This is a genomic window from Gemella massiliensis, assembly GCF_900120125.1.
Taxonomy (GTDB): Bacteria; Bacillota; Bacilli; order Staphylococcales; family Gemellaceae; genus Gemella; species Gemella massiliensis.
Window position 1 is genome coordinate 138533 of sequence record NZ_LT635546.1, and the last position, 21274, is coordinate 159806.

Here is a 21274-nt window from a genome sequence, read left to right on the forward strand (position 1 = left end):
AGAACAAGTTATGGAATTATTTGAGAAAGAAAGACGTGGTATTTACGTTTATTTTAAAAGTTTTAAAGATTTAAACAAATTAGAGAAATATGGGAATTTTATTTCTTACTCTAGACGTGGGAGATATGCCTGTATTTATGTTGATGAAAGTAGAATAGAATCTATTATAGCAGATTTGAAAAAGAAAAAATTTGTGAAAAAAATAGAATTATCACAAATGTCAGATCTGCACCTTAGCTTTGAACATTTAGATAAAAATTTATCTTTATCACAAGGATAGAATAAAGGAGGATATTAACCTCCTTTTTGCAAAAATTACTAAATATTTGTGTGAGGAACAATGAGAGTAATAGCAGGAAAATATAAATCTATAAAATTAAATGCTGTTGAAGGGATGAACACCCGACCGACAACTGATAAAATAAAAGAAAATTTATTTAACATGATTGATTGTTATGATCTTAAAGTATTGGATCTTTTTGGTGGAACAGGAGGACTAGGTATAGAAAGTCTTAGCCGTGGAGCAAAACATGCTACATTTATTGATGGAAGTAGTAATGCTATAAAGACTATTCGTTCGAATGTGGAAAGATGTAAGATTGATAAAAAAAATTATGAAATTTATTGTAACGACTATAAGAGAGCTTTAAAAATTTTTTGGAAAAAAGAAGAAAAGTTTGATTTGATTTTTTTAGATCCTCCTTATAATAAAGGTCTTATTGACTGCAGCTTGCAAGCTATATTAGAAAATAATATATGTGCAAATAAGTGTTTAGTTGTTTGCGAAAAGAGTAATACGGAAAAAATTACAATAAAAGATAAAAAATTGGAGATTATAAAAGAAAAACAGTATGGCATAACAGACATAATAATCTTTGAGTATGGAGAATGAAAATGAAGAAAAAGATAGCAATCGTACCCGGAAGTTTTGATCCAATTACATATGGGCATATTGATATAATAAAAAGAAGCGTAGAATTGTTTGATGAGGTAATAGTGGCTATTTTGGTCAATCCTGACAAGAAGTACCTATTTACTCTTGAAGAACGTGTTGAAATGATAGAAAAATCAATAGAAAATATAAAAAATGTTAGAGTTGATTCGTTTTCAGGGTTATTAGTTAATTATGCGAAATCGGTAGGATCTAATGTAATCGTAAGAGGGCTAAGAGCCGTTTCAGATTTTGAATATGAAATGCAGCTGACTTTTATGAATAAGGCACTTGATGAAAATATCGAGACTTTTTATATGATGGCAAACAAACAATACTCATTTATAAGTTCCAGTATTGTAAAAGGTGTATCAGGATTTGGAGCGGATTTATCAAAATTTGTTCCAAAAAATGTGGAAGAAAAATTAGAAATGAAAATGAAAGAGAGAGAATAAAAGTGAATAAGGTTCTTTTCACAGGTGGTGGATCAGCGGGACATGTTTCCGTTAATGTAGCACTTATACCTGAATTTAAGAAAAATGGATATAAAATTTCTTATATTGGTAGTAAAAAAGGTATAGAAAAAGAAATGATTGAAAAAATTTCTGATGTAAAGTATTATGCTATTAGTTCAGGGAAATTAAGAAGATATTTTTCGTGGGAAAATTTTGTAGATCCATTTAAAGTTTTAAAGGGAATAATTGATGCAATCTTAATATTAAAAAAAGAGAAACCCGATTTTGTGTTTTCTAAAGGTGGATTTGTAAGTGTTCCGGTTTGTATAGCGGCGAAACTTTTAAAAATACCGGTTGTTTTGCATGAATCAGATTTAACACCGGGGTTGGCAAATAAAATTAATATTAAATTTTGCGATCATATTTTTACGACTTTTGAGGATACTATAAAATATTTACCAAACGGCAAAGCCAGTCTTATCGGAGCAATAGTAAGAGATGACATTTATAGCGGGAAAAAAGAAAAAGGTTATGAATTTACCGATTTTAATGAAGAAAAACCCATTATATTGGTGATGGGAGGCTCACTCGGTTCTAAAATATTAAACGATTATATTTGGAATAACATTTCAGAACTTGTTGAAAAATATCAAATTATTCATCTGGTAGGTAAAGGTCTAATAAATGATAATATTGTAGCACAAGGTTATAGACAGTATGAATTTTTATCAAAAGAGCTGTTTGATGTATTTCAAATAACCGATTTTACGATTTCAAGAGCCGGAGCAAATGCTTTATATGAGTTTTTAGCACTTGAAAAACCGGCTATTTTAGTACCGCTCGGTATTAATCAAAGTCGAGGAGATCAGATTGAAAATGCTAAATTTTTTGAAAAAAATAATTTTTCTAAAGTTATATTTGAGGAAGAATTTGTTGATTTAGATTTAACCGAAATTGGTGAATTTTATAATAATTTAGACCGATATAAAAAGTCTATGATTGAATATAAAAAAGAAAAGAAAGTTATTAATAATGTAACAGATTTTTACAAAAAAATATTAAATATAGTAGGAGTGAGAAAATAATATGAAAAATATAAAACTCTTAACTTATGTCAAAGTGGTGTGTTTTTTGCTATTATTGGTAGTTGCGATAAAATATCCGACAAATTCATTTGATAAAATTATAGCTGATTTAATTGAAATAAAATTATTAGGCTCATTAGCTAAAATAATCTCGCTAGTTTTTAATGATAAATTGTTGCTGGTCATTATGATTTTATTATCAGTATTTCTTGCATGGATAAAAGAGTTACCAAAAGCGGTGTTTATGTTTTTTACTGCAGGATTTGGCGGCTTATTATTAACTGTTGTTAAATATAGCGTTCAAAGAGTAAGACCGCTCCCAGATGTTCATGACGGTTTTAGTTTTCCTAGTGGCCATTCTACTTTTGTAATATTATTTTTCTTAGCATTAACTTTTATAATTAATAAGAAAAATTTGGTTCGTGTTATTGGAATTTTTGCGATAATTCTTGTACCTATATCAAGATTAATATTGGGAGCACATTTTTTAACGGATGTAGTGGCAGGGCTGTTACTGGGCAGTATAGTTGTAGATTTAATGAAAATATATTATATTGATATATATAATATACTAATGGGGGTAATAGGAAGAAGAAATGAATAGATTAAAGAATAAAGAGGGAGTAGTAGCAGTCGGGTTGGTTATAATCAACTTTGCTTTATGGTATTATTTCGCTTATATAAGATATAGTGACGTTGATGTAAAAGATTATAAATATATTTTAGGATTACCGGAATGGTTTTTTTACAGTTCAATAGTGGTTAGTGTTTTTATAATAATTCTTGTAATTATTTTTGCAAATCTATTATTTAATCGTGAAATAAAAGAGGAGGAAAAATAATGAAATATACAGTAGATTATAAAATATTAATTTTATTTACGGTAATATTTTTAACTATTATACTATTACCACTTATCTTAAACAGATTTAGTCATTCGGGACAACGACATATTGGTTTTTTTGAGAAATATTATTTAGCTGACAGAAAAGTAAGTGGGATAGTATTGGCGATAACGTTGATGTCAACATATGGTTCGGCTTCAACATTTTTAGGTGGACCGGGTGTAGCGTATAAGTTAGGTTATGGTTGGGTGCTTTTAGCGGTTATTCAGGTGGTAACCGGATATTTCGTACTTCTTGTTCTTGCTAAAAAGTTCAGAAAGGTAGCCAAAGAAATAAATGCTATTACCATTAGCGATTATTTAAAAAATAGATATAAATCAAATGTTGTTGCTTATTTATCATCATTGGCAATGATAGTATTCTTGATTGCGGCAATGTCGGCTCAATGGGTCGGCGGTGCAAAGTTACTGTCAGCTTTTATGGGGATAGAATATAAAACCGGGATATTTCTTATTTCTGTCATTATTATTTTTTGCGTTGTGTTCGGTGGGTTAAAAAATATTTTAATTACCGACATGATACAAGGGTTAATTATGGTGTTTTCAACAATTATTTTATTATATGCGGTTATTCACTACGGTGGAGGAGTTGAAAATATTACCAATAATTTATTATTAACAAATGAGAAAATACTATCACCATTTGGAGCGGATGGCAGTTTGACAGCAAAGTATGTTAGCTCGTTTTGGGTATTAGTCGGTGTAGGTGTTATAGGTATTCCGCAAATAGCTATTAATTCTATGTTATATAAAAATAAGCGTAGCTTAAAACAATCGATTATTGTTGGAAGTATAGTAATTTTTATAGTTATGTTTGGGGTACATTTAATCGGTGTTATGGCACGTGGAGTTTTTCCGGATATAAAAGATTATGATTCTGTAATTCCGATTATTACACTTAAAATATTGCCGTGGTATTTGGCAGCTTTAGTATTGGCTGCACCTATGGCGGCGATAATAACGACTGTTAATGCTCAATTTTTATTAATTTCATCTGCATTAATAAAAGATGTACTTTTCAATAATAAAGCAATAAAAGAAAAGATAACAGGAAAAAAAGTTCCGGTATTTGTGTATACAATTAATATCCTTGTTATAATTTTAATTATGTTTATCAGTATGCAACCGCCAAGTTTGATTGTTAATGTTAATCTTTTTGCATTTGGTGGTTTAGAGGCTACATTTTTATGGCCTATTTTACTGGGATTATATTGGAAGTATGCGGAGAAATATGGTGCAATTATGTCTATTGTATTCGGTTTAACAAGTTATATAATTTTTAAAAAAGTGTACATTGTGAAATCAATAGAGCCGGTAGTTATTTCATTAATAATATCTTTAGTTGTTTTTGTACTTATTTCATTAATTAACTCTAAGAAAACAATTGAAAAATAAATAATATTATAATAAAATAAAAATGTAAGTTAAGGAGGCATAAGCAATGATGAAAAAAGTTATAGTAAAACATACAGATGCGAAGAAATTTACAGTGAGTGATATGTTGACTGTTGGAAAAGAATACGAAGTTGTTAATGTTACGGAAGAATATATTTTTGTAATCGATAATAGCGGTAAAGTTGGCGGTTACTATCATGAATATTTTGAAGAAGTAAAATAGAGGTGTGGTGAACGCTATGAGCAAAAAATCTGTTAAAAATATGGTTTTAGTGGTAATGTTTGTTATTTTAGCACCGGTTATTCTTTTAGGTATGACAGTTTTAGGTAATTCGATAACAGGAAAATCAAAACAAAACCCGACCGTCCAAACTACAAATACTACACAGACGGCCAAGGTCCCGGAGGAAAACAAAGCTACTGATAGCAATATCCCAAAGGCCAATGAAGAAAAAGTGTCAAATAATGCTTCTAACAATACTTCGAATAACAACAACACGAATAATTCAACTGCAAATACATCAAAAAAAGCGATTGCAGGTCAGGAATATACTGTAAAAACAGGGGATACTTTATTCACTATAGCTGCGGCGGCATACGGAGAAAGTAATACTAAAGCGGGTGTTGAAAAAATAAAAGAAGCTAACAATATGCAAAATAATAACTTAAATGCCGGGCAAAAAATTCAAATACCAAAATTGTAATTTTGTAAAATAAAAAATTGTATTTCATATTGACAAGATTTTCTAAAATTGATATACTAAATGTCACAATAGATTACACAATGAAAAGAAAAGTAAAAGTGGAAAATTTATTTAGAGAGTCTTGGTAGCTGAAAAGAGATTAAATTAAAAACTTTGAAGATGGTCTTTTGGTGTTAGTAGTTGAATAATTAAATTACTACGGTAAAGCCCGTTATAGCTTACGGTATTTAGAATAAAAATTAATTCTTTGTACTTAGTGAGTTAATATTTGTAAAAATATTATAAAACAAGGTGGTAACACGCTAAGGCGTCCTTGCAGAGCAATTGTTCTGTGAGGATTTTTTTATTTTGTAATCAAAATATAGAAAAGAGAGGTATATAATTATGAAAAAAAATATGTTGAAGGTGTTTAGTTCAACGGTGGCACTGTCTTTAGTGTTGGCCGGGTGTTCGACTAGCCAGAATAAGAAAACGAGAGATGAAACGAAACCGGCGGTAGAATTTAAAACATCTGTAGATAACGGCGGTAATACAATTAATAATGGACATTTGAAAATCGGTATTTTGTCAGCTGATCCGTTAACAGGAATGTTTAACCCAATTTTCTTCTTGCAAGCGACAGATTATTATATAATGAGAGATACAATGTTATATACATTTGCGTTAGATAAAGATTATCGTTTAAAACAAGATGATGGTAATGCGCCGGCTAAGTTTCATTTAGATAAAGATAAAAAAGAAGCAACTGTAACTTTACGAAGTGATTTGAAATGGAATAATGGACAAGATGTAACAGCAGATGATATTGTGGCAACTTATCATTTAATGGGAAATCCTAAGTATGTTGAGAATATTAGATATTCTGAAGATTACGAAGTAATAGAAGGAATGAAAGAATATCATAACGGAAAAGTAGATAGTATTTCAGGTATTACAAAAAAAGATAATAAGACTGTTGTTATTAAATATACGGAAGTAAAACCGTCAATATTATGGGGAACAGGATTTTTAACGGTATTTTTAAATAAAGATCAAATAGCTGAAGCATCAAAAGATTTTGGAAAATTCTCGGGTGCGGAATTGAATACAAAACCATTATCTTATGGGCCGTATTATCTTGATAAACAAGTCAATGGAGAAAGTGTCTTAGCAAAACAAAATCCATATTATTATAATAAAGATAAAGTAAAAGTTAAAGAAATCGAATTTAAAGCTGTTTCTCCGGCACAAGCAGCCGCAGTTATAAAAAATGGTGATGTTGATTATATTCGTGCTTTAAGTCCTAATATTTGGGGAAATGTAAAAGATGCAAATAATGGTTCAATACTAGGGCAAACAGATCTTTACGTATCATATGTAGGATTTAAACTGGGAAAACTTGATAAAGAAAAAGGAAAAGTTGTAACAAATTCAAATGCAAAACTGGCTGATGTTAAAGTAAGACAAGCATTTGGATATGCTGTTGATTGGGATCAAATTAATGAAAAGTTATTTAAAGGGTTAAGATATACTCCAACAGGTTCCGGTTTTTTCCCTCCGCGTATAGAATTAGCAGAAAATCCTAATGGAAAAAAATACAAGAAAGATGTGGAAAAAGCTAAAAAATTATTAGATGAAGCCGGATTTAAAGATAAAGATAATGACGGTATTCGAGAAGATAAAAACGGAAACAAAGTATCATTTAACTTTGCTGTTCGTAATACAGGAAGTGATTTGGATCAAGCACTTGCAGATAATTTCATAAAATCTTGGAAAGAAGTTGGCTTAGATGTAAAATTAGTAGACGGTAAACTATTATCGGCAAAAGATTGGTCAACACGTGTTCAAGCGGATGATTCTGAGATAGATATTTTCCAAGGAGCATGGGGATTCTTTAACAATCCAAATCCGAATTACATAGCCGGAGAAACATCGAAATTAAATTTACCGCGCTATATTGATGATAAGCTGATAAAAGATTTAGAACAAATAGATTCTATAGATTCATTTGATGATGCTAAAATAAAAGAAGCATTTAATAAATTTGATGAAGATTTTGCTGCTGCTAGTCCGTGGTTGCCGTTGAGTTGGAATACCGATATTGTTTGGGTAAATAAACGTATAAAAAATCTTGACTTAAAAAAATATAACACTTTTGATCAGCAATTTTATGAATTGGAACTAACAGCAGATAAAGGTGTCAAAAACTAATTAAAAAATTAAGAATACTGTAGCATTATTAAAATAGTGTTACAGTGTTCTTTAATTATTATTTGTTTTCCTAAATATAATACAAAATTTAGATAAAAATTAAAATTAATATTTAAGATAATTAGCTGCGAATATTGTTAATAATAACTGGTTTGTGCCAATTGATAATAAATATTATTAAATGGAAAAATTTTCCTAAATATGTTAAAATAAAGTATTAAGAGATCAACGGATAAATTTCTAATGAAAGAGATTAAAGGAGATTATATGATAAATAAATTAGGATGGAAAATAGGTGGAGAACAAGGAGAAGGATTAGAAAGTACGGCGGAAATTTTCTCCACTGCTATAAATACACTTGGATACCACATGTATTCTACCAGAGATTTTGCTAGTAGAATTAAAGGTGGACATAGTAATAGTAAAATATGTATTTCAGAAGAAAGAATTAATGTAATAGATTATAAAACAGATATTTTAATAGCTTTTGACCAGGCGACACTTGATAATTATATTGCAGAGTTGGATGAGCATAGTATTATTATTGTTGACGAAAAAATTAAACCTGTTTTTTCAGAAGAGATTAAGAGTATAATCGCTGTATTTCCAATTACGGATTTGGCTAAAGAAATTTCTAATCCCATTATAAAAAATATTATAACACTTGGTATATGCTCAGCACTTTTGAATATAGAGGATAAGATATTTTATGAAATGATTGAAACAAAATTCTCAAGCAAAGGCGAAGAAATAGTAAATACGAATATTCAGGCATTCGATAAAGGATGTGAAATTATGACAACCTTTATGAATGAAAACAATATCGGTAATAAATACTATCTTAAAGAATTAGAGCCAAAGGAACAAAAAAATATGTGGCTTGTCGGTAATCATGCAGCAGGTTTTGGAGCGTTGGTTGCCGGATGTAGATTGTATTCAGGTTATCCAATTACACCGGCTACAGAAATAATGGAGTATTTATTTGATAAGTTACCAACTGTAAAAGGCGCTTATATTCAAACGGAAGATGAGATAGCCGCACTAGGTGTAGCTATTGGGGCTAATTTCGCCGGGGTTCGTGCCATGACGGCTACATCAGGTCCCGGTATTTCACTTATGACAGAGTTTCTAGGGATGGGCGTTATGGCGGAACAACCGGTAGTTATAGTAGACGTTCAGCGTGGCGGTCCATCGTCCGGACTTCCGACAAAAACTGAACAATCGGATATTTTTCATGCTGTTTATGGTGGGACAGGTGATGCTTCAAGGATAGTTCTTGCTCCTATTTCTGTAGAAGATTGTTTCTATATTATGATAGATGCATTTAATATGGCTGAAAGATATCAAACTCCTGTTATCGTATTAATGGATTTACAACTTGGAATGAATAAGGAAACTGTTCCGAATTTTGACTTTAGCAAAGTAAAAATAGACCGTGGTCAGTTATTAAAACAAGAAGATATTACAGAAGAAGATATTATTTATTTTAAGCGTTATGCTACTGATGTTCTTGTTTCTGACAGAACAATTCCGGGGCAAAAAGGAGGAATACACAATGCCAACAGTTATGAGCATTCTATTGTCGGACTTCCGTCAGAAGTAAAAAGAAATACAGTGCGTCAAAAAGAAAAACGTTCCAATAAAATTGAAAATGCTTTGTTGGATAAACCGTTTGTGTTACATGAATACAATGATGAAAAAGATATATTATTAGTGGGTGTAAATGCAACTTACGGTGTTCTTAATAAAGCTGCTAAACAATTAAAAGAACAAGGTATGAAGATAGATACTATGCAAATAAGACAAATCTATCCGGTAGCACAGGAAATTCGTGATACTTTTGATAAATATAGAAAAGTCTATATTGTAGAACATAATCATAACAAACAACTTCGTACTGTTATTGCAAGTAAATATCACAACTCACATAAATTGGGTAGTTTATTAAAATATGACGGTGATATTTATTATACTCACCAACTTATAGAACAAATATTGGAGGAGGAGAAATAATTTGAAAGTAACATTAAAAGATTATAAAAATGATGTTAAACCCGATTGGTGTGCCGGTTGTGGTGATTATTCAGTTCTTGCCGGAATTAATAGAGCTATTGTCAATTTAGGTATAAAGCCGGAAAATGTTGTTATTTCTGCCGGTATAGGTTGTTCCGGGAAAATTAGCGGTTACACAAAGGCATATGGCGTACAAGGGCTTCATGGACGTTCATTACCTGTTGCTCAAGGAATAAAATTAGCAAATCAAGATTTGACGGTTTTTGCAATGGGGGGAGATGGAGATGGTTATGCTATCGGTATAGGGCATGCGGTTCATGCAATGAAACGAAATATTAATATGACTTATGTGGTAATGGATAATCAACTTTATGCCTTAACTAAAGGGCAAATGTCACCGAAATCGGATGAAGGACTTATTACAACAACGACATTAGAAGGCGTAATGGAAAAACCTTTATCCGCTATGAAGATCGCTTTATCTTGTAAAGTAACTTTTTTAGCACAGGCATTTACCGGAGATATGAAACAAATGATGCAGATTTTTGAAGAAGCGGTACAACATGATGGGTTTTCATTAGTTAATGTATTTAGCCCATGTAAAACTTATAATTACAAAAACACACCGGCTTGGTATAAAGAAAACCTAACTAAATTGGATGACATAGAAGGTTATGATAATACAAATAAGTTAGAGGCATATCGTATATTGGAAGAATATAATGATTTGGTCACGGGTGTTATCTATAAAAATACGCAAAAAAAACATTATGAAGATATATTAAAAAATTATAAACGTGATGAACCCGTTGCACATCAAAATTTGAATTTTAGTGAAGATTTGTTTAATAAATTATGTGATGAATTTAGATAAGAGGTTTCGAATGAAAAAAAGAAAAATATTATTAGTATTAGGACTAGCGGCAGTTACCAATTATTATCTTTACAAAAAATACAATGAAATCATTGAAGATAATGAGCATATAGATAGATGCCGTAATAAATTAATAGCGAAAGGTTTCGAGGTTAATAATAGTTATTCATTAAATTTGAAAGAGAATAACTATCTGATGTTTTATTTTGATGAAAAAGAAAAAAGTTATGAGGTGAAATATAGTAAGGAAAATGAAGAAATAGAATATATAAAAGAGGTAGAATAAAATGAGCAGTGCATTAAAAAGATTTGAAGAGCTAACAATGTTAGACGGAACATCAGGATTTGAAAACGAAATTTCTAAATATTTAGAAGAGAATTTATCAAAATATGCTGATGAAATTAAATACGATAATTTAGGTGGAATTTATGCAATAAAAAAATCAAAAAAAGAAAATGCTAAAACTGTCATGATAGCAGCACATATGGATGAAGTCGGTTTTATTGTAACAAAAATTTTACCGAACGGGATGTTAAAATTTGAAACACTTGGCGGTTTTAGAGAAGATGTTTTGTTAGCACAAACTTATACTATAACTTCATATGAGGGTAAAAAATTTACCGGGGTAATAGGCTCTATACCGAAACATTTTACAGCAGGGATAGCACAAAATGTTAAAATAAACGATATGACGATAGATCTTGGAGCTGCTTCACGAGAAGAAGTTTTAGAAATGGGTATTAGAGAGGGTGCTTTTGTAACACCGAAAACCAATTTTGAACAACTTACAGAATATCGTTTTATGAGCAAAGCTATAGACAATAGATACGGTTGTGTAATTATTACTGAAATATTAGAACAGTTTGCTGATAAAGAGTTGGATATTAATTTGGTGGTTTGCGCCACTGTTCAAGAAGAAGTGGGATTACGTGGAGCAAGTGCGGCGGTTCATATGGTGAAGCCCGATGTTTGTTTTGTTGTTGATTGTAGCCCTGCTAATGATATGGACGGTTCTGCTACCAGTAACGGTCGTCTGGGAGAAGGATTTTTAGTAAGACTTGTTGATAGAACAATGGTACTCCGCCCAAATATGAGAGAAAAAATAGTGGAACTTGCAGAAAAAAATAATATAAAATATCAGTATTTCACATCACCCGGTGGAACGGATGGTGGAAATATTCATCAGGCATTAACGGGAGTACCGACTACCGTAATAGGGATTTGTGCCAGATATATTCACACACATAATTCAATTTTTGACATAAGAGATTATTATGCGGCAAAATCAATTTTAGAAAAATTAATAGAAACGATTGATGATAAATTTATTGAAGATATAAGAAAATAGAAAATTAGAAAAATCAGACTTGTTGAATGACAGTCTGATTTTTTTATAGAATAATTAAAAGATTAAATTGTTGTGTAAAATAATATATTGAATATATTTACTATACAATTTTAAGTTTGACCTCAGAAACTTTTTTGACCTCCGGAATTTTTTCTTTTATATTTTTTTCAATGGCATATTTCATAGTAATATGTGACAGCTCACAGGTTGCGCATTCACCCTTAAATCTTAATTTTAGAATCCCGTCTTTAAAGTTAATAAATTCTATATCGCCACCGTCTGCAATTAATTTTGGACGAATTTTGTCTAATTCAAGTTTTATTTTATTTATAGTATTAAAATATTCTGTATTCAAAATAACACCTCATCAGTAAAAATATATCATATAAAGTTATATATTTTAAAAATTATATAAAATTAAGACATTATACTATTATTTTACCAGAAAAACGGTTATAATAATAGTATAAAATAAAGTAAACGAGGGAAAATATTATGACTAACACAGTAGATCAAATAATAACTGTAACAGATATAGCTGTTAAAAAATTTCAAGAGTTACTGTTTGATGCTAATAAAAAGGACAGTTATTTGAAGATAGCTATAGTATTAGATGGGACACAAATGCAATATAGCATGGACATTAAAGACGAATTAATTGAAGGAGATAAGGTTTATACATTTAACGAGTTAAAAATGGTAGTAAACGAAGAAGATGAATTGCTTCTAAAAGGTCTTGAGATTGATTATGTACAAGACGAGTTTGGAAGTGAATTTACGTTGCATAATCCTAACATGATGGAAATTTATGATGATGAAGATGGAGGCTGCTGTGGTGGCTGCTGTTGTTGTGGGCATTAATAATTTAAGAAATATATAAATAAAAGGAGAAAATATCATGAAAAATGTAGTAATTTTAGGAGCGGGATACGCAGGTTTAACAACGCTGAAAGGCTTGAAAAAGGCTATTAAAGCAGGAGAAGTAAAAGTTACTTTAGTAAATAAAAATTCTTATCATTATGATACAGTCAATTTACATGAAGTTTCTTCAGGGAATATTCCTGCAAAAGATATTACAATCGAAATAAAAAATATTTTACCTGCCGGTGCGGATTTTATCCAAGATGAAGTTATCAAAATTGATACCGAGAAAAAAATAGTATTAACTAAAAAACATGAGCTTGATTATGATATATTGGTAATCGGTTTAGGCTTCCAATCAGAAACATTCGGTATCGAAGGAATGGCAGAATATGCGATGCCGATAACAAATGTCAAAGCAGCTGAAAAAATTTCTACAACTATTGAAGATAATTTTAGAAAATATGCGACATCTGAAGAAAAAGATGAAAAAGATATTTCCATTATAGTTGGAGGAGTAGGATTAGCCGGTACTGAGTTTCTTGCAGAGTTATTACATAGAAGAAAAGAATTGTGTTCTAAATATGGTATTGATGAAAAATTGGTGAAAATTCGTGCTTTTGATGCAGCACCAAAATTGTTGCCAATGTTTACTAAAGAATATAGCGATTATGCTAAGAAATTTTTAGAAGATCAAGGTATTGAGATTACTTTAGGAGCGGGTATTAAAGGTGCAACTAAAGATGGTTTCATCGTTGAAATAGACGGGGAAAGAAAAGAACCTAAAGCTAGCACATTAGTATGGACTGCCGGGGTACGAGGGAATAAACTTATGGATGAAACGTTCCCTGAATTGGCAAAACGTGGCCGATTAATAACAACTCAACAGTTAACGGTTCCCGGAATGGACGATGTATATGTAATTGGTGACTGTGCAGCATTTATAGAAACACGTCAAGAAAGACCTTACCCTACAACAGCACAAATTTCTAACCAAATGGGACAATATGTAGGAGCAAGAATTAGCGGAAAACAAGTTGGAGATTTTAAATATATTAATCGCGGTGTAGTATGTTCATTAGGAGCTAAAAACGGAATAGCAGATGTAATGGGCGGTAAAAAATCAAAAGGATTTAAAGCGGCGAAATTGAAAAAAATAATAGAAGCAAAAGCAATTTATGAATTAACGGACTTTATGACCGCTCTTAAAAATCAACGTATATTATAATCTAATTATTAAGTATGATAGACAGCTGAGGAAACTCGGCTGTTTTTATTTTTTAATAAAAATATTATTTATCGAATAGTTGTAATAAACAGTTAAGTTTGAATATTTTATTGTTATGATAATTACATCAAAAAATATAGTACTAAAATTTTTTGTCAAATTAGAGATAATTATAAAATACCATGTTGCTGTAATTGAAAAATATTTGTAAGTGTGATAATATATAGGGTAGAGAAAATTCAACCAAAAACAGTTATGGGGAAAAATTATGATTTACAAAATAGCAAATACAATAGAAGAATACGAACAAATTTTCAAATTAAATTATGAAACTTTTGTTGATGAAATTCCTCAGCACGAAAAAAATGATACTGGAAAATTAAAAGATAAATTTCATGATAAAAATATTTATATTATTGCTAAAAAGGAACAAGAAGTAGTCGGAATGATTGCATTATCAGATACAAGACCATTCTCACTAGATTTAAAATTAAATGATATAGATAAATATTATGAAGGTAGCTATAAAAAACCAGTTGAAATAAGATTATTATCGATTAAACAACAATATAGAAAAACAAAAGTATTTACAGAATTAATTCAAAGAACATTTAATTATATTATTCAGAATGCTTATGATATTATTTTTATCTCAGGAACTACTCGCCAAGAGAAATTATATCGTCATTTGGGATTTGTTAAGTTTCATGAAAATGTCGGAACAAAAGATGCTGAGTATATGCCGATGTATTTAGATTTAACAAAAGATAACAGAATAATAGATAAATTATCAAAGGCACAAAGAATTAACTTTTTGCCGGGACCTGTTGATTTATCAGAAGAAGTTGTGAAAAAACTATCTAAAAAGTTATATTCACACAGAAGCAATGAGTTTGTCAGTTTGACAAAAGATACATTAGAAAAAATAGAAACTATTTTGGATGTTAGAGAGGCGACAATTTTACACGGTTCTGCAACATTGGCAAATGAAGCGATTATGGCACAATTAAAAGGTCGCAGTTTAACTAACGGTTTAGTGTTGGCAAATGGAGAATTTGGGAACAGATTAATAAAAGAAACAAAACGTCATGGTTTGAATATAGAAAGTTATAGTGTAGGTTTTGGAGAAAGTTTTGATTTGAAAGAAGTAGAAAGAAAACTTTCCTCTAAAAATTATGACTTTGTTTATTTAGTACACAATGAAACCAGTGTCGGAATTTTGAATGATTTAGAAGAAATCACTAAAATTGCTAAAAAATATGGTATTGTTTTAGCGGTGGATGCTGTTTCTGCCGTGGGTGCGGTGAAATATAGTTATAAAGATGTTGATTATGTTGCCTGTTCTTCAGGAAAAGCATTTTGCTCAGTGGCAGGTCTTGCAATAGTTGGGTCTAATTGTGACTTAGTAGAATTAAAAGATACACCATTATATTTAGATTTAGGTTATGCTCATAAAATGACCTCAATACCGTTTACTCAACCGTCAATATTAATGGAAGCATTAAATACAGCATTAGATGTATTTAAGACAGATAAAAGATATGGTGTGGTAAAAGAAAAGTATTCATATATGAAAAAAGGTTTAAAAGAATTAAATCTCCCAATTATGAAAATAAAAGAAAAAGAAATTTCACCGGTGATTATTACCGTGGAATTACCGAAAGAGATTTCTTCTTTGAACATTGGAGAATCATTTGCGATTAATAATATATTTATTCATTATAAAAGTTCATATCTCCAAGAGAGAAATATTATACAGTTCTCATTTATTAATGTAAATACAGATAAAAAAGAAATAGATTATACATTAAGTATATTAAAAGAAATGATAGGAGAAGAATAATGACAGTATTTAAAGTGTTTTATCAAGAAAACGCACAAGAAATCCCCGTAAGGGAAAATACTCAAGTATTGTATGTAGAAGCTGACGGGATACCGGAGGTTAGAAAATACTTGGATGACAGAAATTACAATATAGAACTTATTCAAGAATTAAGTGAAGCATATTTAGAGTTTGAAAAACAATCTGAAGACTTTAAATTGGAGAAAGTCTATGGATAAAATTATCAAAAAACACGAGGTAGGTATCGCTGCTATTGGCGGCTTAGGAGAAATCGGTAAAAATACCTATGCTATTCAATATCGTGATGAGATTATTATTATTGATGCCGGAGTAAAGTTTCCCGGTGATAATATATTGGGGATAGATTATGTTATTCCGGATTATTCATATATAGAGAAAAATGTAAATAAAATAAAAGCACTTATTATTACTCATGGGCATGAAGACCATATTGGCGGCTTACCATTCTTATTAAGAAAAGTCAGTTTGCCGATTTATGGTGGGCCACTAGCGATAGGGCTTATAAAATCAAAACTTGAAGAACATAATCTTCTTGGCAAAGCGGAGTTAAATATTATTGACGAAGATACTAAATTAAATTTTAAGTACTTAAAAATTTCATTTCATAGTACTTCTCATTCTATTCCGGATTCGTTCGGAGTTATTGTTAATACTCCCCAAGGAAATGTTGTCCACACAGGAGATTTCAAATTTGACTTTACTCCGGTAGGTCAAGGTTCTAATTTACATAGAATGGCTAAGGTTGGAGAAGAAGGAGTTCTTTGTCTATTATCAGATTCGACCAACTCTGAAAGAACGGAATTTACTCAAAGTGAAAAAGAAGTAGGAAAAACAATATCTAATATTTTACGTAAAGAAAAACATAGAGTTATTTTTGCGACTTTTGCCTCTAACGTCTATCGTGTAAAACAAGTAGTTGAAGCATGTATTGAACATAATAGAAAAATAGTAGTTTTTGGTCGTTCAATGGAGAAAGCGATAAAAATAGGGACAGAATTAGGATATATAAAAGCTCCGAAAGATACTTTTATCAACAGTAAATATTTAAACCAAGTAGATCCTAATAAATTACTTATTTTATGCACAGGTACTCAGGGTGAAGAACTTGCGGCTCTTAGCAGAATAGCAAACGGTACACATAAAAAAATTACGATAATGCCGACCGATACTGTAGTTTTTGCGAGTTCAGCCATTCCGGGGAACACATTATCTATTAATAAAAATATAGATTTGTTATCTAAGTTAGGTGCTAATGTTATTACATCAAGTGTAAATAATGTTCACACATCGGGGCATGGTTCTAAAGAAGAACAAAAATTAATGTTCAGACTAATAAAACCAAAATATTTTATGCCTATTCATGGAGAATATCGTATGCAGGTGATTCATGCAAAAACCGCAGCGGAGTGTGATATACCATTAGAGAACTCATTTATTTTAAAAAACGGTGATGTACTGGCATTAACAAAAGACAGTGCAAGAGTTGCGGGGAAATTCGACGCATCTGATGTCTACGTTGACGGTTTGGGTATTGGAGATATTGGAAATGTGGTTATTAAAGATAGAAGAGAGTTATCAGAAGAAGGGGTTGTTGTAGTTTCGGTAGCAATTGATTTCAAAACTAAAAAACTACTCAATAACCCGGATATTATCAGTAGAGGATTTGTTAACATTTCAGAATCAACAGAGCTGTTGAATGAATGCAAAAATGTTGTGAAAAATGAAATGCTTAATATTTTAAAAGAAGATAATATAACCGTCTACCAAGTAAGACAAAAATTAGTAGAAATTTTAGGGAAGTTCCTAAATAGTGAAATAGGAAGACAACCTGTAATATTACCAACTATTTTGGAGGTATAAATTATGAAGTATAGAAGTGTATTCGATATAATAGGACCTATCATGGTAGGTCCTTCAAGCTCTCATACAGCCGGAGCTGTTCGTATAGGCTTATTTACAAGACATATTTTCGGCAAAGAACCTGAGAAAGTAAGAATTACACTATACGGTTCTTTTAAAGAAACTTATAAAGGGCATGGTACTGATATAGCGTTAATAGGTGGATTATTAGGATATAATACATCTGATAAACGAATAAGAAACAGTATGGAAACTGCCAAAGAAAAAGGTATAGAATTTGAATTTATAGAAAGTGAAGTTGAGCATATTCATCCTAATACTGCAAAGATAGAGGTATCGGCAGAAAAAGACAATTTAGATTTAGTTGGGAAATCTATTGGTGGCGGAAAAATGGTTATATTTGAACTATTGGGTTTTGATGTCAATTTATCAGGAGATTTTTCAACCTATTTTATCTTTTATAGATTTAATCAAGATAATAAAGAGCAGTTAAGAAAAGGTATAGAAGATATAATCTCCGATAAGATAGTAACTGCAAATTATTCAAGCTCTATTTTAGAAGGAATAAATCTTTTAACTGTAGAATCTTTAGAGATATTGAGTGAAGAAAGTATAGATAAATTAAACAAACTACCATACGTAGTTGAGATAAAATTTGCAGATAGATTGTAGGGGGATAGGTTATGTTTACTAGTTTGGAAGACATAGTAAAAAAATCACAGTTAGAAAATAAACCGGTGTCGGAACTTATGATTGAGCAAGAAGTTGAGCTTAATGGAGTAAGTAGGACGGCAGTTGAAAAACTTATGAAAAAAAATTTAATGGTAATGATGCAGGCGGTAGAAGAAGGAATCGCAGGTGTTAGTTCAAAAACAGGTTTAACCGGTGGTGATGCAAAAAAAATAAAAAATTATATTGATAGTGGAAAATCTATAACCGGAGCGGACTTTTTAACAGGAGTAGCGGCTGCTGTTGCTACCAATGAAGTCAATGCTTCGCTGGGACTTATTTGTGCAACTCCAACGGCAGGTTCTGCCGGTGTGCTTCCCGGTTGTGTTCATGCTTTAAAAGAGAAGTTTAATATAGATGAAGAAACACAGTTGAGAATGTTATTTACAGCAGGGGCATTTGGTTTTGTCGTTGCTAACAACGCCTCTTGTGCCGGAGCGGAAGGCGGTTGTCAGGCAGAAATCGGTTCAGCAAGTGCTATGGCAGCGGCTGCTATTGTTGAAGCTATGGGAGGGGATGCTGCAATGAGTGCGCACGCCTTTGCTATCGCTATGAAAAATATGTTAGGTTTGGTCTGTGATCCTGTAGCAGGTCTTGTAGAGGTTCCTTGTGTTAAAAGAAATGCAGCAGGGGCTTCAATAGCTATGATGGCAGCGGATTTGGCATTAGCAGGTGTGGAAAGTCGTATCCCGGCAGATGAAGTGTTAGAAGCAATGTATAAGATAGGTTTAGAAATGTCAACGAAATTTAAAGAAACTGCCAAAGGTGGCTTGGCTATAACAGCAACCGGCGAGAGATATAGGAGTTTATTATTCGGTAATGATTAATATATTAGAAAAATCAGTAGGAACTGTAAAAGGTGTTGGAAACAAATATTTACAAACTTTAGCGGAGTTAGGTATATTTACTATCGGTGATGTTTTGTATAATATTCCATATAGACTATCAAGTTCCACTGATTTCTCTTTTTCTGTAAAAGATAATGATAAAGTTATAACTACGGGGAAAATAGAAACAAGAGTTACAACTCAATTTTACGGGAATAGGAAAAGTCGTTCATTTTTTTCCCTACTTACTTCGTCCGGAAGTGTTAAAATAATATTTTTTAATCAACATTATTTGAAGAAAAATATTATCGAAGGAAGAGAGATAGTAGTTAAGGGAACATATAATGCGGCAAATAATACTATAACAGCCTCCAGTATATCATTTAGTGTAGAAGAAAAAGAAAAGAGTGATAATGCCAATATACAAGTTTTTTATCACCTAAAGCAAGGGATTACCCAGAAAAAATTTGTTAATTTAGTTAAAGAGATATTTTCAATGGTAGATAATGAAAATGTTATTTTAGATTTAGTCCCTAAAAATTTTAAGGGGATTTGGGAACTTGATAAAATACTTTATACTTTGCATTTTCCAACAGATATTGAAAGCTTTGATAGAGCCAAAAAGATGTTCGCTTTTCACGAGTTATTTAATTATCAATTAAAACTTCAGTTGCAAAATATAAATAATAAAGTACCGAATAGTAGATATGCCGTTAATATAAAAAATGTTGATGTGGAAAAAATTAAAAACAGTTTACCATTTTCTTTAACTAATGCACAAAATAGAGTTATTTATGAAATGGTTCAGGACTTAAATTCTCCTTTTAGAACAGAACGACTATTACAAGGTGATGTAGGAAGCGGAAAAACTGCTGTTGCGGCTGTATGTATGTATGGAGTTATCAAAGCAGGTTATCAATGTGCTATAATGGCACCGACAGAAATACTTGCCAATCAACATTTTGAAACTTTTTTTGAATTTTTTAAAGAAATGGGTGTTTCAATGGCATTGCTGACCGGCAGTACCTCTAAGAAAGAAAGGAATACCATTTTAAGTTTACTTGAAGTAGGTGAGATAGAATTAATAATTGGAACACATTCTCTTATTCAAGAAGGTGTGAAGTTTAACAATTTGAAATTTGTTATAACTGATGAGCAACATCGCTTTGGTGTAAGACAACGTAATATGTTGAACAAAAAAGGCGATAGCGTTAATTCCGTAATGATGACTGCGACACCAATTCCGAGAAGTTTGGCTATTACACTTATAACTGATATAAAAATCTCTACAATTGATGAACTTCCAAAAGGTAGAAAAAAAGTTCAAACTTATAAAGCGAATAATAAGAGTTTTTATAAGGTTCTTGATAAGATTGTGGTAGAACTTGATAATGGAAGACAGGGATATGTGGTCTGTCCTTTAATAGAAGAATCGGAAAAAATGGATTTGCAAAATATCGAAGAAACTTATGAGAATATAAGAAATTATCTACCTGAACAGTATAAGGTAGCAATTCTTCACGGTAAGATGCCGAACAAAGAAAAAGATGAGATAATGAATAAGTTTTTAAAAAAAGAAATTCATATACTTATTTCTACAACGGTTATTGAAGTTGGAGTTAATGTCCCCAATGCCACGTTTATGATTATAGTTGATGCACATAGGTTTGGTCTTGCAACACTTCATCAGCTACGTGGAAGAGTAGGGCGAAGTAAGTTTCAATCATATTGTATTTTAATTACCGATTCTAAAAGTGAGAGAATTGATATAATGTGTTTAGAGAATGACGGTTTTAAAATAGCAGAATTTGACTTAAAACAACGAGGGCCCGGAGATTTTTTTGGTACGAAACAAAGTGGTATTCCCAGTTTTAAAGTTGCGAATTTGATAGAAGATGTTGATTTAATGTATCTTGCTAAGAAATTAGCCTTAAAGATAATAGAAGTTACAGATGATAAAGAAAGGCTATTTAGTTATATTGGATTTAATGATACAATAATATAG

The 21274-nt window shown here is 31.1% G+C and carries 23 protein-coding genes; 22 read left to right on the forward strand and 1 reads right to left on the reverse strand.

From position 1 onward, the window contains the following. Positions 1-10: 10 nt before the first annotated feature. The 14 genes from BQ7358_RS05565 to BQ7358_RS05625 all read left to right on the forward strand — a co-directional run bounded on the left by BQ7358_RS05565 (position 11) and on the right by BQ7358_RS05625 (position 11900). A complete protein-coding gene (locus BQ7358_RS05565) occupies positions 11-280 on the forward strand; it encodes a DUF2129 domain-containing protein (RefSeq protein WP_062174023.1) in 270 nt (89 codons plus the stop codon). Between the two features lie 60 nt (positions 281-340). Beyond that, complete coding sequence (gene rsmD, locus BQ7358_RS05570) at positions 341-892, forward strand: 16S rRNA (guanine(966)-N(2))-methyltransferase RsmD (protein ID WP_072520319.1); 552 nt, start codon at positions 341-343, stop codon at positions 890-892. A gap of 2 nt (positions 893-894) precedes the next feature. Next, positions 895-1386: a pantetheine-phosphate adenylyltransferase gene (coaD, locus tag BQ7358_RS05575; protein WP_062174019.1), complete on the forward strand. Its 492-nt coding sequence runs from the start codon at positions 895-897 to the stop codon at positions 1384-1386. Positions 1387-1388: 2 nt separating this feature from the next. Then, the gene (locus tag BQ7358_RS05580; protein WP_062174017.1) at positions 1389-2471 is read left to right on the forward strand and encodes an undecaprenyldiphospho-muramoylpentapeptide beta-N-acetylglucosaminyltransferase; all 1083 of its coding nucleotides are present in this window, start codon (positions 1389-1391) and stop codon (positions 2469-2471) included. A 1-nt stretch (position 2472) separates the two neighbouring features. After that, positions 2473-3075: a phosphatase PAP2 family protein gene (locus BQ7358_RS05585; RefSeq protein ID WP_062174014.1), complete on the forward strand. Its 603-nt coding sequence runs from the start codon at positions 2473-2475 to the stop codon at positions 3073-3075. After that, complete coding sequence (locus BQ7358_RS05590; RefSeq protein ID WP_062174011.1) at positions 3068-3313, forward strand: YhdT family protein; 246 nt, start codon at positions 3068-3070, stop codon at positions 3311-3313. The genes BQ7358_RS05585 and BQ7358_RS05590 overlap by 8 nt, the downstream gene beginning before the upstream one ends. Further along, positions 3313-4770 carry a sodium/pantothenate symporter gene (panF, locus tag BQ7358_RS05595; RefSeq protein ID WP_062174009.1) on the forward strand — a complete coding sequence of 486 codons (1458 nt, stop codon included), beginning with the start codon at positions 3313-3315 and terminating at the stop codon, positions 4768-4770. The genes BQ7358_RS05590 and panF overlap by 1 nt, the downstream gene beginning before the upstream one ends. Positions 4771-4816: 46 nt before the next feature. Beyond that, complete coding sequence (locus BQ7358_RS08805; RefSeq protein ID WP_169721097.1) at positions 4817-4993, forward strand: DUF6501 family protein; 177 nt, start codon at positions 4817-4819, stop codon at positions 4991-4993. A gap of 16 nt (positions 4994-5009) precedes the next feature. Further along, positions 5010-5474: a LysM peptidoglycan-binding domain-containing protein gene (locus BQ7358_RS05600; RefSeq protein WP_062174007.1), complete on the forward strand. Its 465-nt coding sequence runs from the start codon at positions 5010-5012 to the stop codon at positions 5472-5474. 384 nt (positions 5475-5858) lie between these two features. Further along, positions 5859-7664 (forward strand): ABC transporter substrate-binding protein, encoded by a 1806-nt coding sequence (locus tag BQ7358_RS05605; protein ID WP_072520320.1) that lies wholly within the window; start codon positions 5859-5861, stop codon positions 7662-7664. 267 nt (positions 7665-7931) lie between these two features. Continuing rightward, positions 7932-9677 (forward strand): 2-oxoacid:acceptor oxidoreductase subunit alpha, encoded by a 1746-nt coding sequence (locus tag BQ7358_RS05610; RefSeq protein ID WP_062174004.1) that lies wholly within the window; start codon positions 7932-7934, stop codon positions 9675-9677. Position 9678: 1 nt separating this feature from the next. Further along, positions 9679-10551 (forward strand): 2-oxoacid:ferredoxin oxidoreductase subunit beta, encoded by an 873-nt coding sequence (locus BQ7358_RS05615; protein ID WP_062174002.1) that lies wholly within the window; start codon positions 9679-9681, stop codon positions 10549-10551. Between the two features lie 10 nt (positions 10552-10561). Continuing rightward, complete coding sequence (locus BQ7358_RS05620) at positions 10562-10837, forward strand: hypothetical protein (RefSeq protein WP_021752928.1); 276 nt, start codon at positions 10562-10564, stop codon at positions 10835-10837. 1 nt (position 10838) lies between these two features. Beyond that, positions 10839-11900 (forward strand): M42 family metallopeptidase, encoded by a 1062-nt coding sequence (locus BQ7358_RS05625; RefSeq protein WP_062174000.1) that lies wholly within the window; start codon positions 10839-10841, stop codon positions 11898-11900. A gap of 100 nt (positions 11901-12000) precedes the next feature. On the opposite strand, the gene BQ7358_RS05630 is transcribed toward BQ7358_RS05625, so the two are convergent. Further along, positions 12001-12255, reverse strand: a complete 255-nt coding sequence (locus tag BQ7358_RS05630) for a NifU family protein (protein WP_062173998.1) — start codon at positions 12253-12255, stop codon at positions 12001-12003. A 140-nt stretch (positions 12256-12395) separates the two neighbouring features. On the opposite strand from BQ7358_RS05630, the gene BQ7358_RS05635 reads away from it, so the two are divergent. From BQ7358_RS05635 to recG, 8 genes are all read left to right on the forward strand, one after another. Further along, positions 12396-12761, forward strand: coding sequence for a HesB/IscA family protein (locus BQ7358_RS05635; RefSeq protein WP_062173996.1), 366 nt, complete (start codon positions 12396-12398; stop codon positions 12759-12761). 37 nt (positions 12762-12798) lie between these two features. Beyond that, positions 12799-13989 (forward strand): NAD(P)/FAD-dependent oxidoreductase, encoded by a 1191-nt coding sequence (locus BQ7358_RS05640; RefSeq protein ID WP_072520321.1) that lies wholly within the window; start codon positions 12799-12801, stop codon positions 13987-13989. A gap of 268 nt (positions 13990-14257) precedes the next feature. Then, positions 14258-15832 (forward strand): aminotransferase class V-fold PLP-dependent enzyme, encoded by a 1575-nt coding sequence (locus BQ7358_RS05645; RefSeq protein ID WP_062173993.1) that lies wholly within the window; start codon positions 14258-14260, stop codon positions 15830-15832. Then, positions 15832-16050 carry a DNA-dependent RNA polymerase subunit epsilon gene (locus tag BQ7358_RS05650; protein ID WP_062173990.1) on the forward strand — a complete coding sequence of 73 codons (219 nt, stop codon included), beginning with the start codon at positions 15832-15834 and terminating at the stop codon, positions 16048-16050. Before BQ7358_RS05645 ends, BQ7358_RS05650 begins: the two co-directional genes overlap by 1 nt. Further along, positions 16043-17713 carry a ribonuclease J1 gene (gene rnjA / locus BQ7358_RS05655; protein WP_062173987.1) on the forward strand — a complete coding sequence of 557 codons (1671 nt, stop codon included), beginning with the start codon at positions 16043-16045 and terminating at the stop codon, positions 17711-17713. The genes BQ7358_RS05650 and rnjA overlap by 8 nt, the downstream gene beginning before the upstream one ends. 3 nt (positions 17714-17716) lie before the next feature. Beyond that, complete coding sequence (gene sdaAB / locus BQ7358_RS05660; RefSeq protein WP_062173985.1) at positions 17717-18385, forward strand: L-serine ammonia-lyase, iron-sulfur-dependent subunit beta; 669 nt, start codon at positions 17717-17719, stop codon at positions 18383-18385. 11 nt (positions 18386-18396) lie between these two features. Continuing rightward, positions 18397-19269 (forward strand): L-serine ammonia-lyase, iron-sulfur-dependent, subunit alpha, encoded by an 873-nt coding sequence (gene sdaAA, locus BQ7358_RS05665; RefSeq protein ID WP_021752937.1) that lies wholly within the window; start codon positions 18397-18399, stop codon positions 19267-19269. Beyond that, positions 19262-21274 (forward strand): ATP-dependent DNA helicase RecG, encoded by a 2013-nt coding sequence (gene recG / locus BQ7358_RS05670; RefSeq protein WP_062173983.1) that lies wholly within the window; start codon positions 19262-19264, stop codon positions 21272-21274. The genes sdaAA and recG overlap by 8 nt, the downstream gene beginning before the upstream one ends.

What these genes read in the sequence shown, in the direction of transcription:
- BQ7358_RS05565 (WP_062174023.1), top strand. Translation starts at nt 11, where the DNA reads ATGGAATTATTTGAGAAAGAAAGACGTGGTATTTACGTTTATTTTAAA.
- rsmD (WP_072520319.1), top strand. Translation starts at nt 341, where the DNA reads ATGAGAGTAATAGCAGGAAAATATAAATCTATAAAATTAAATGCTGTT.
- coaD (WP_062174019.1), top strand. Translation starts at nt 895, where the DNA reads ATGAAGAAAAAGATAGCAATCGTACCCGGAAGTTTTGATCCAATTACA.
- BQ7358_RS05585 (WP_062174014.1), top strand. Translation starts at nt 2,473, where the DNA reads ATGAAAAATATAAAACTCTTAACTTATGTCAAAGTGGTGTGTTTTTTG.
- BQ7358_RS05590 (WP_062174011.1), top strand. Translation starts at nt 3,068, where the DNA reads ATGAATAGATTAAAGAATAAAGAGGGAGTAGTAGCAGTCGGGTTGGTT.
- panF (WP_062174009.1), top strand. Translation starts at nt 3,313, where the DNA reads ATGAAATATACAGTAGATTATAAAATATTAATTTTATTTACGGTAATA.
- BQ7358_RS08805 (WP_169721097.1), top strand. Translation starts at nt 4,817, where the DNA reads ATGATGAAAAAAGTTATAGTAAAACATACAGATGCGAAGAAATTTACA.
- BQ7358_RS05600 (WP_062174007.1), top strand. Translation starts at nt 5,010, where the DNA reads ATGAGCAAAAAATCTGTTAAAAATATGGTTTTAGTGGTAATGTTTGTT.
- BQ7358_RS05605 (WP_072520320.1), top strand. Translation starts at nt 5,859, where the DNA reads ATGAAAAAAAATATGTTGAAGGTGTTTAGTTCAACGGTGGCACTGTCT.
- BQ7358_RS05610 (WP_062174004.1), top strand. Translation starts at nt 7,932, where the DNA reads ATGATAAATAAATTAGGATGGAAAATAGGTGGAGAACAAGGAGAAGGA.
- BQ7358_RS05620 (WP_021752928.1), top strand. Translation starts at nt 10,562, where the DNA reads ATGAAAAAAAGAAAAATATTATTAGTATTAGGACTAGCGGCAGTTACC.
- BQ7358_RS05625 (WP_062174000.1), top strand. Translation starts at nt 10,839, where the DNA reads ATGAGCAGTGCATTAAAAAGATTTGAAGAGCTAACAATGTTAGACGGA.
- BQ7358_RS05635 (WP_062173996.1), top strand. Translation starts at nt 12,396, where the DNA reads ATGACTAACACAGTAGATCAAATAATAACTGTAACAGATATAGCTGTT.
- BQ7358_RS05640 (WP_072520321.1), top strand. Translation starts at nt 12,799, where the DNA reads ATGAAAAATGTAGTAATTTTAGGAGCGGGATACGCAGGTTTAACAACG.
- BQ7358_RS05645 (WP_062173993.1), top strand. Translation starts at nt 14,258, where the DNA reads ATGATTTACAAAATAGCAAATACAATAGAAGAATACGAACAAATTTTC.
- BQ7358_RS05650 (WP_062173990.1), top strand. Translation starts at nt 15,832, where the DNA reads ATGACAGTATTTAAAGTGTTTTATCAAGAAAACGCACAAGAAATCCCC.
- rnjA (WP_062173987.1), top strand. Translation starts at nt 16,043, where the DNA reads ATGGATAAAATTATCAAAAAACACGAGGTAGGTATCGCTGCTATTGGC.
- sdaAB (WP_062173985.1), top strand. Translation starts at nt 17,717, where the DNA reads ATGAAGTATAGAAGTGTATTCGATATAATAGGACCTATCATGGTAGGT.
- sdaAA (WP_021752937.1), top strand. Translation starts at nt 18,397, where the DNA reads ATGTTTACTAGTTTGGAAGACATAGTAAAAAAATCACAGTTAGAAAAT.
- recG (WP_062173983.1), top strand. Translation starts at nt 19,262, where the DNA reads ATGATTAATATATTAGAAAAATCAGTAGGAACTGTAAAAGGTGTTGGA.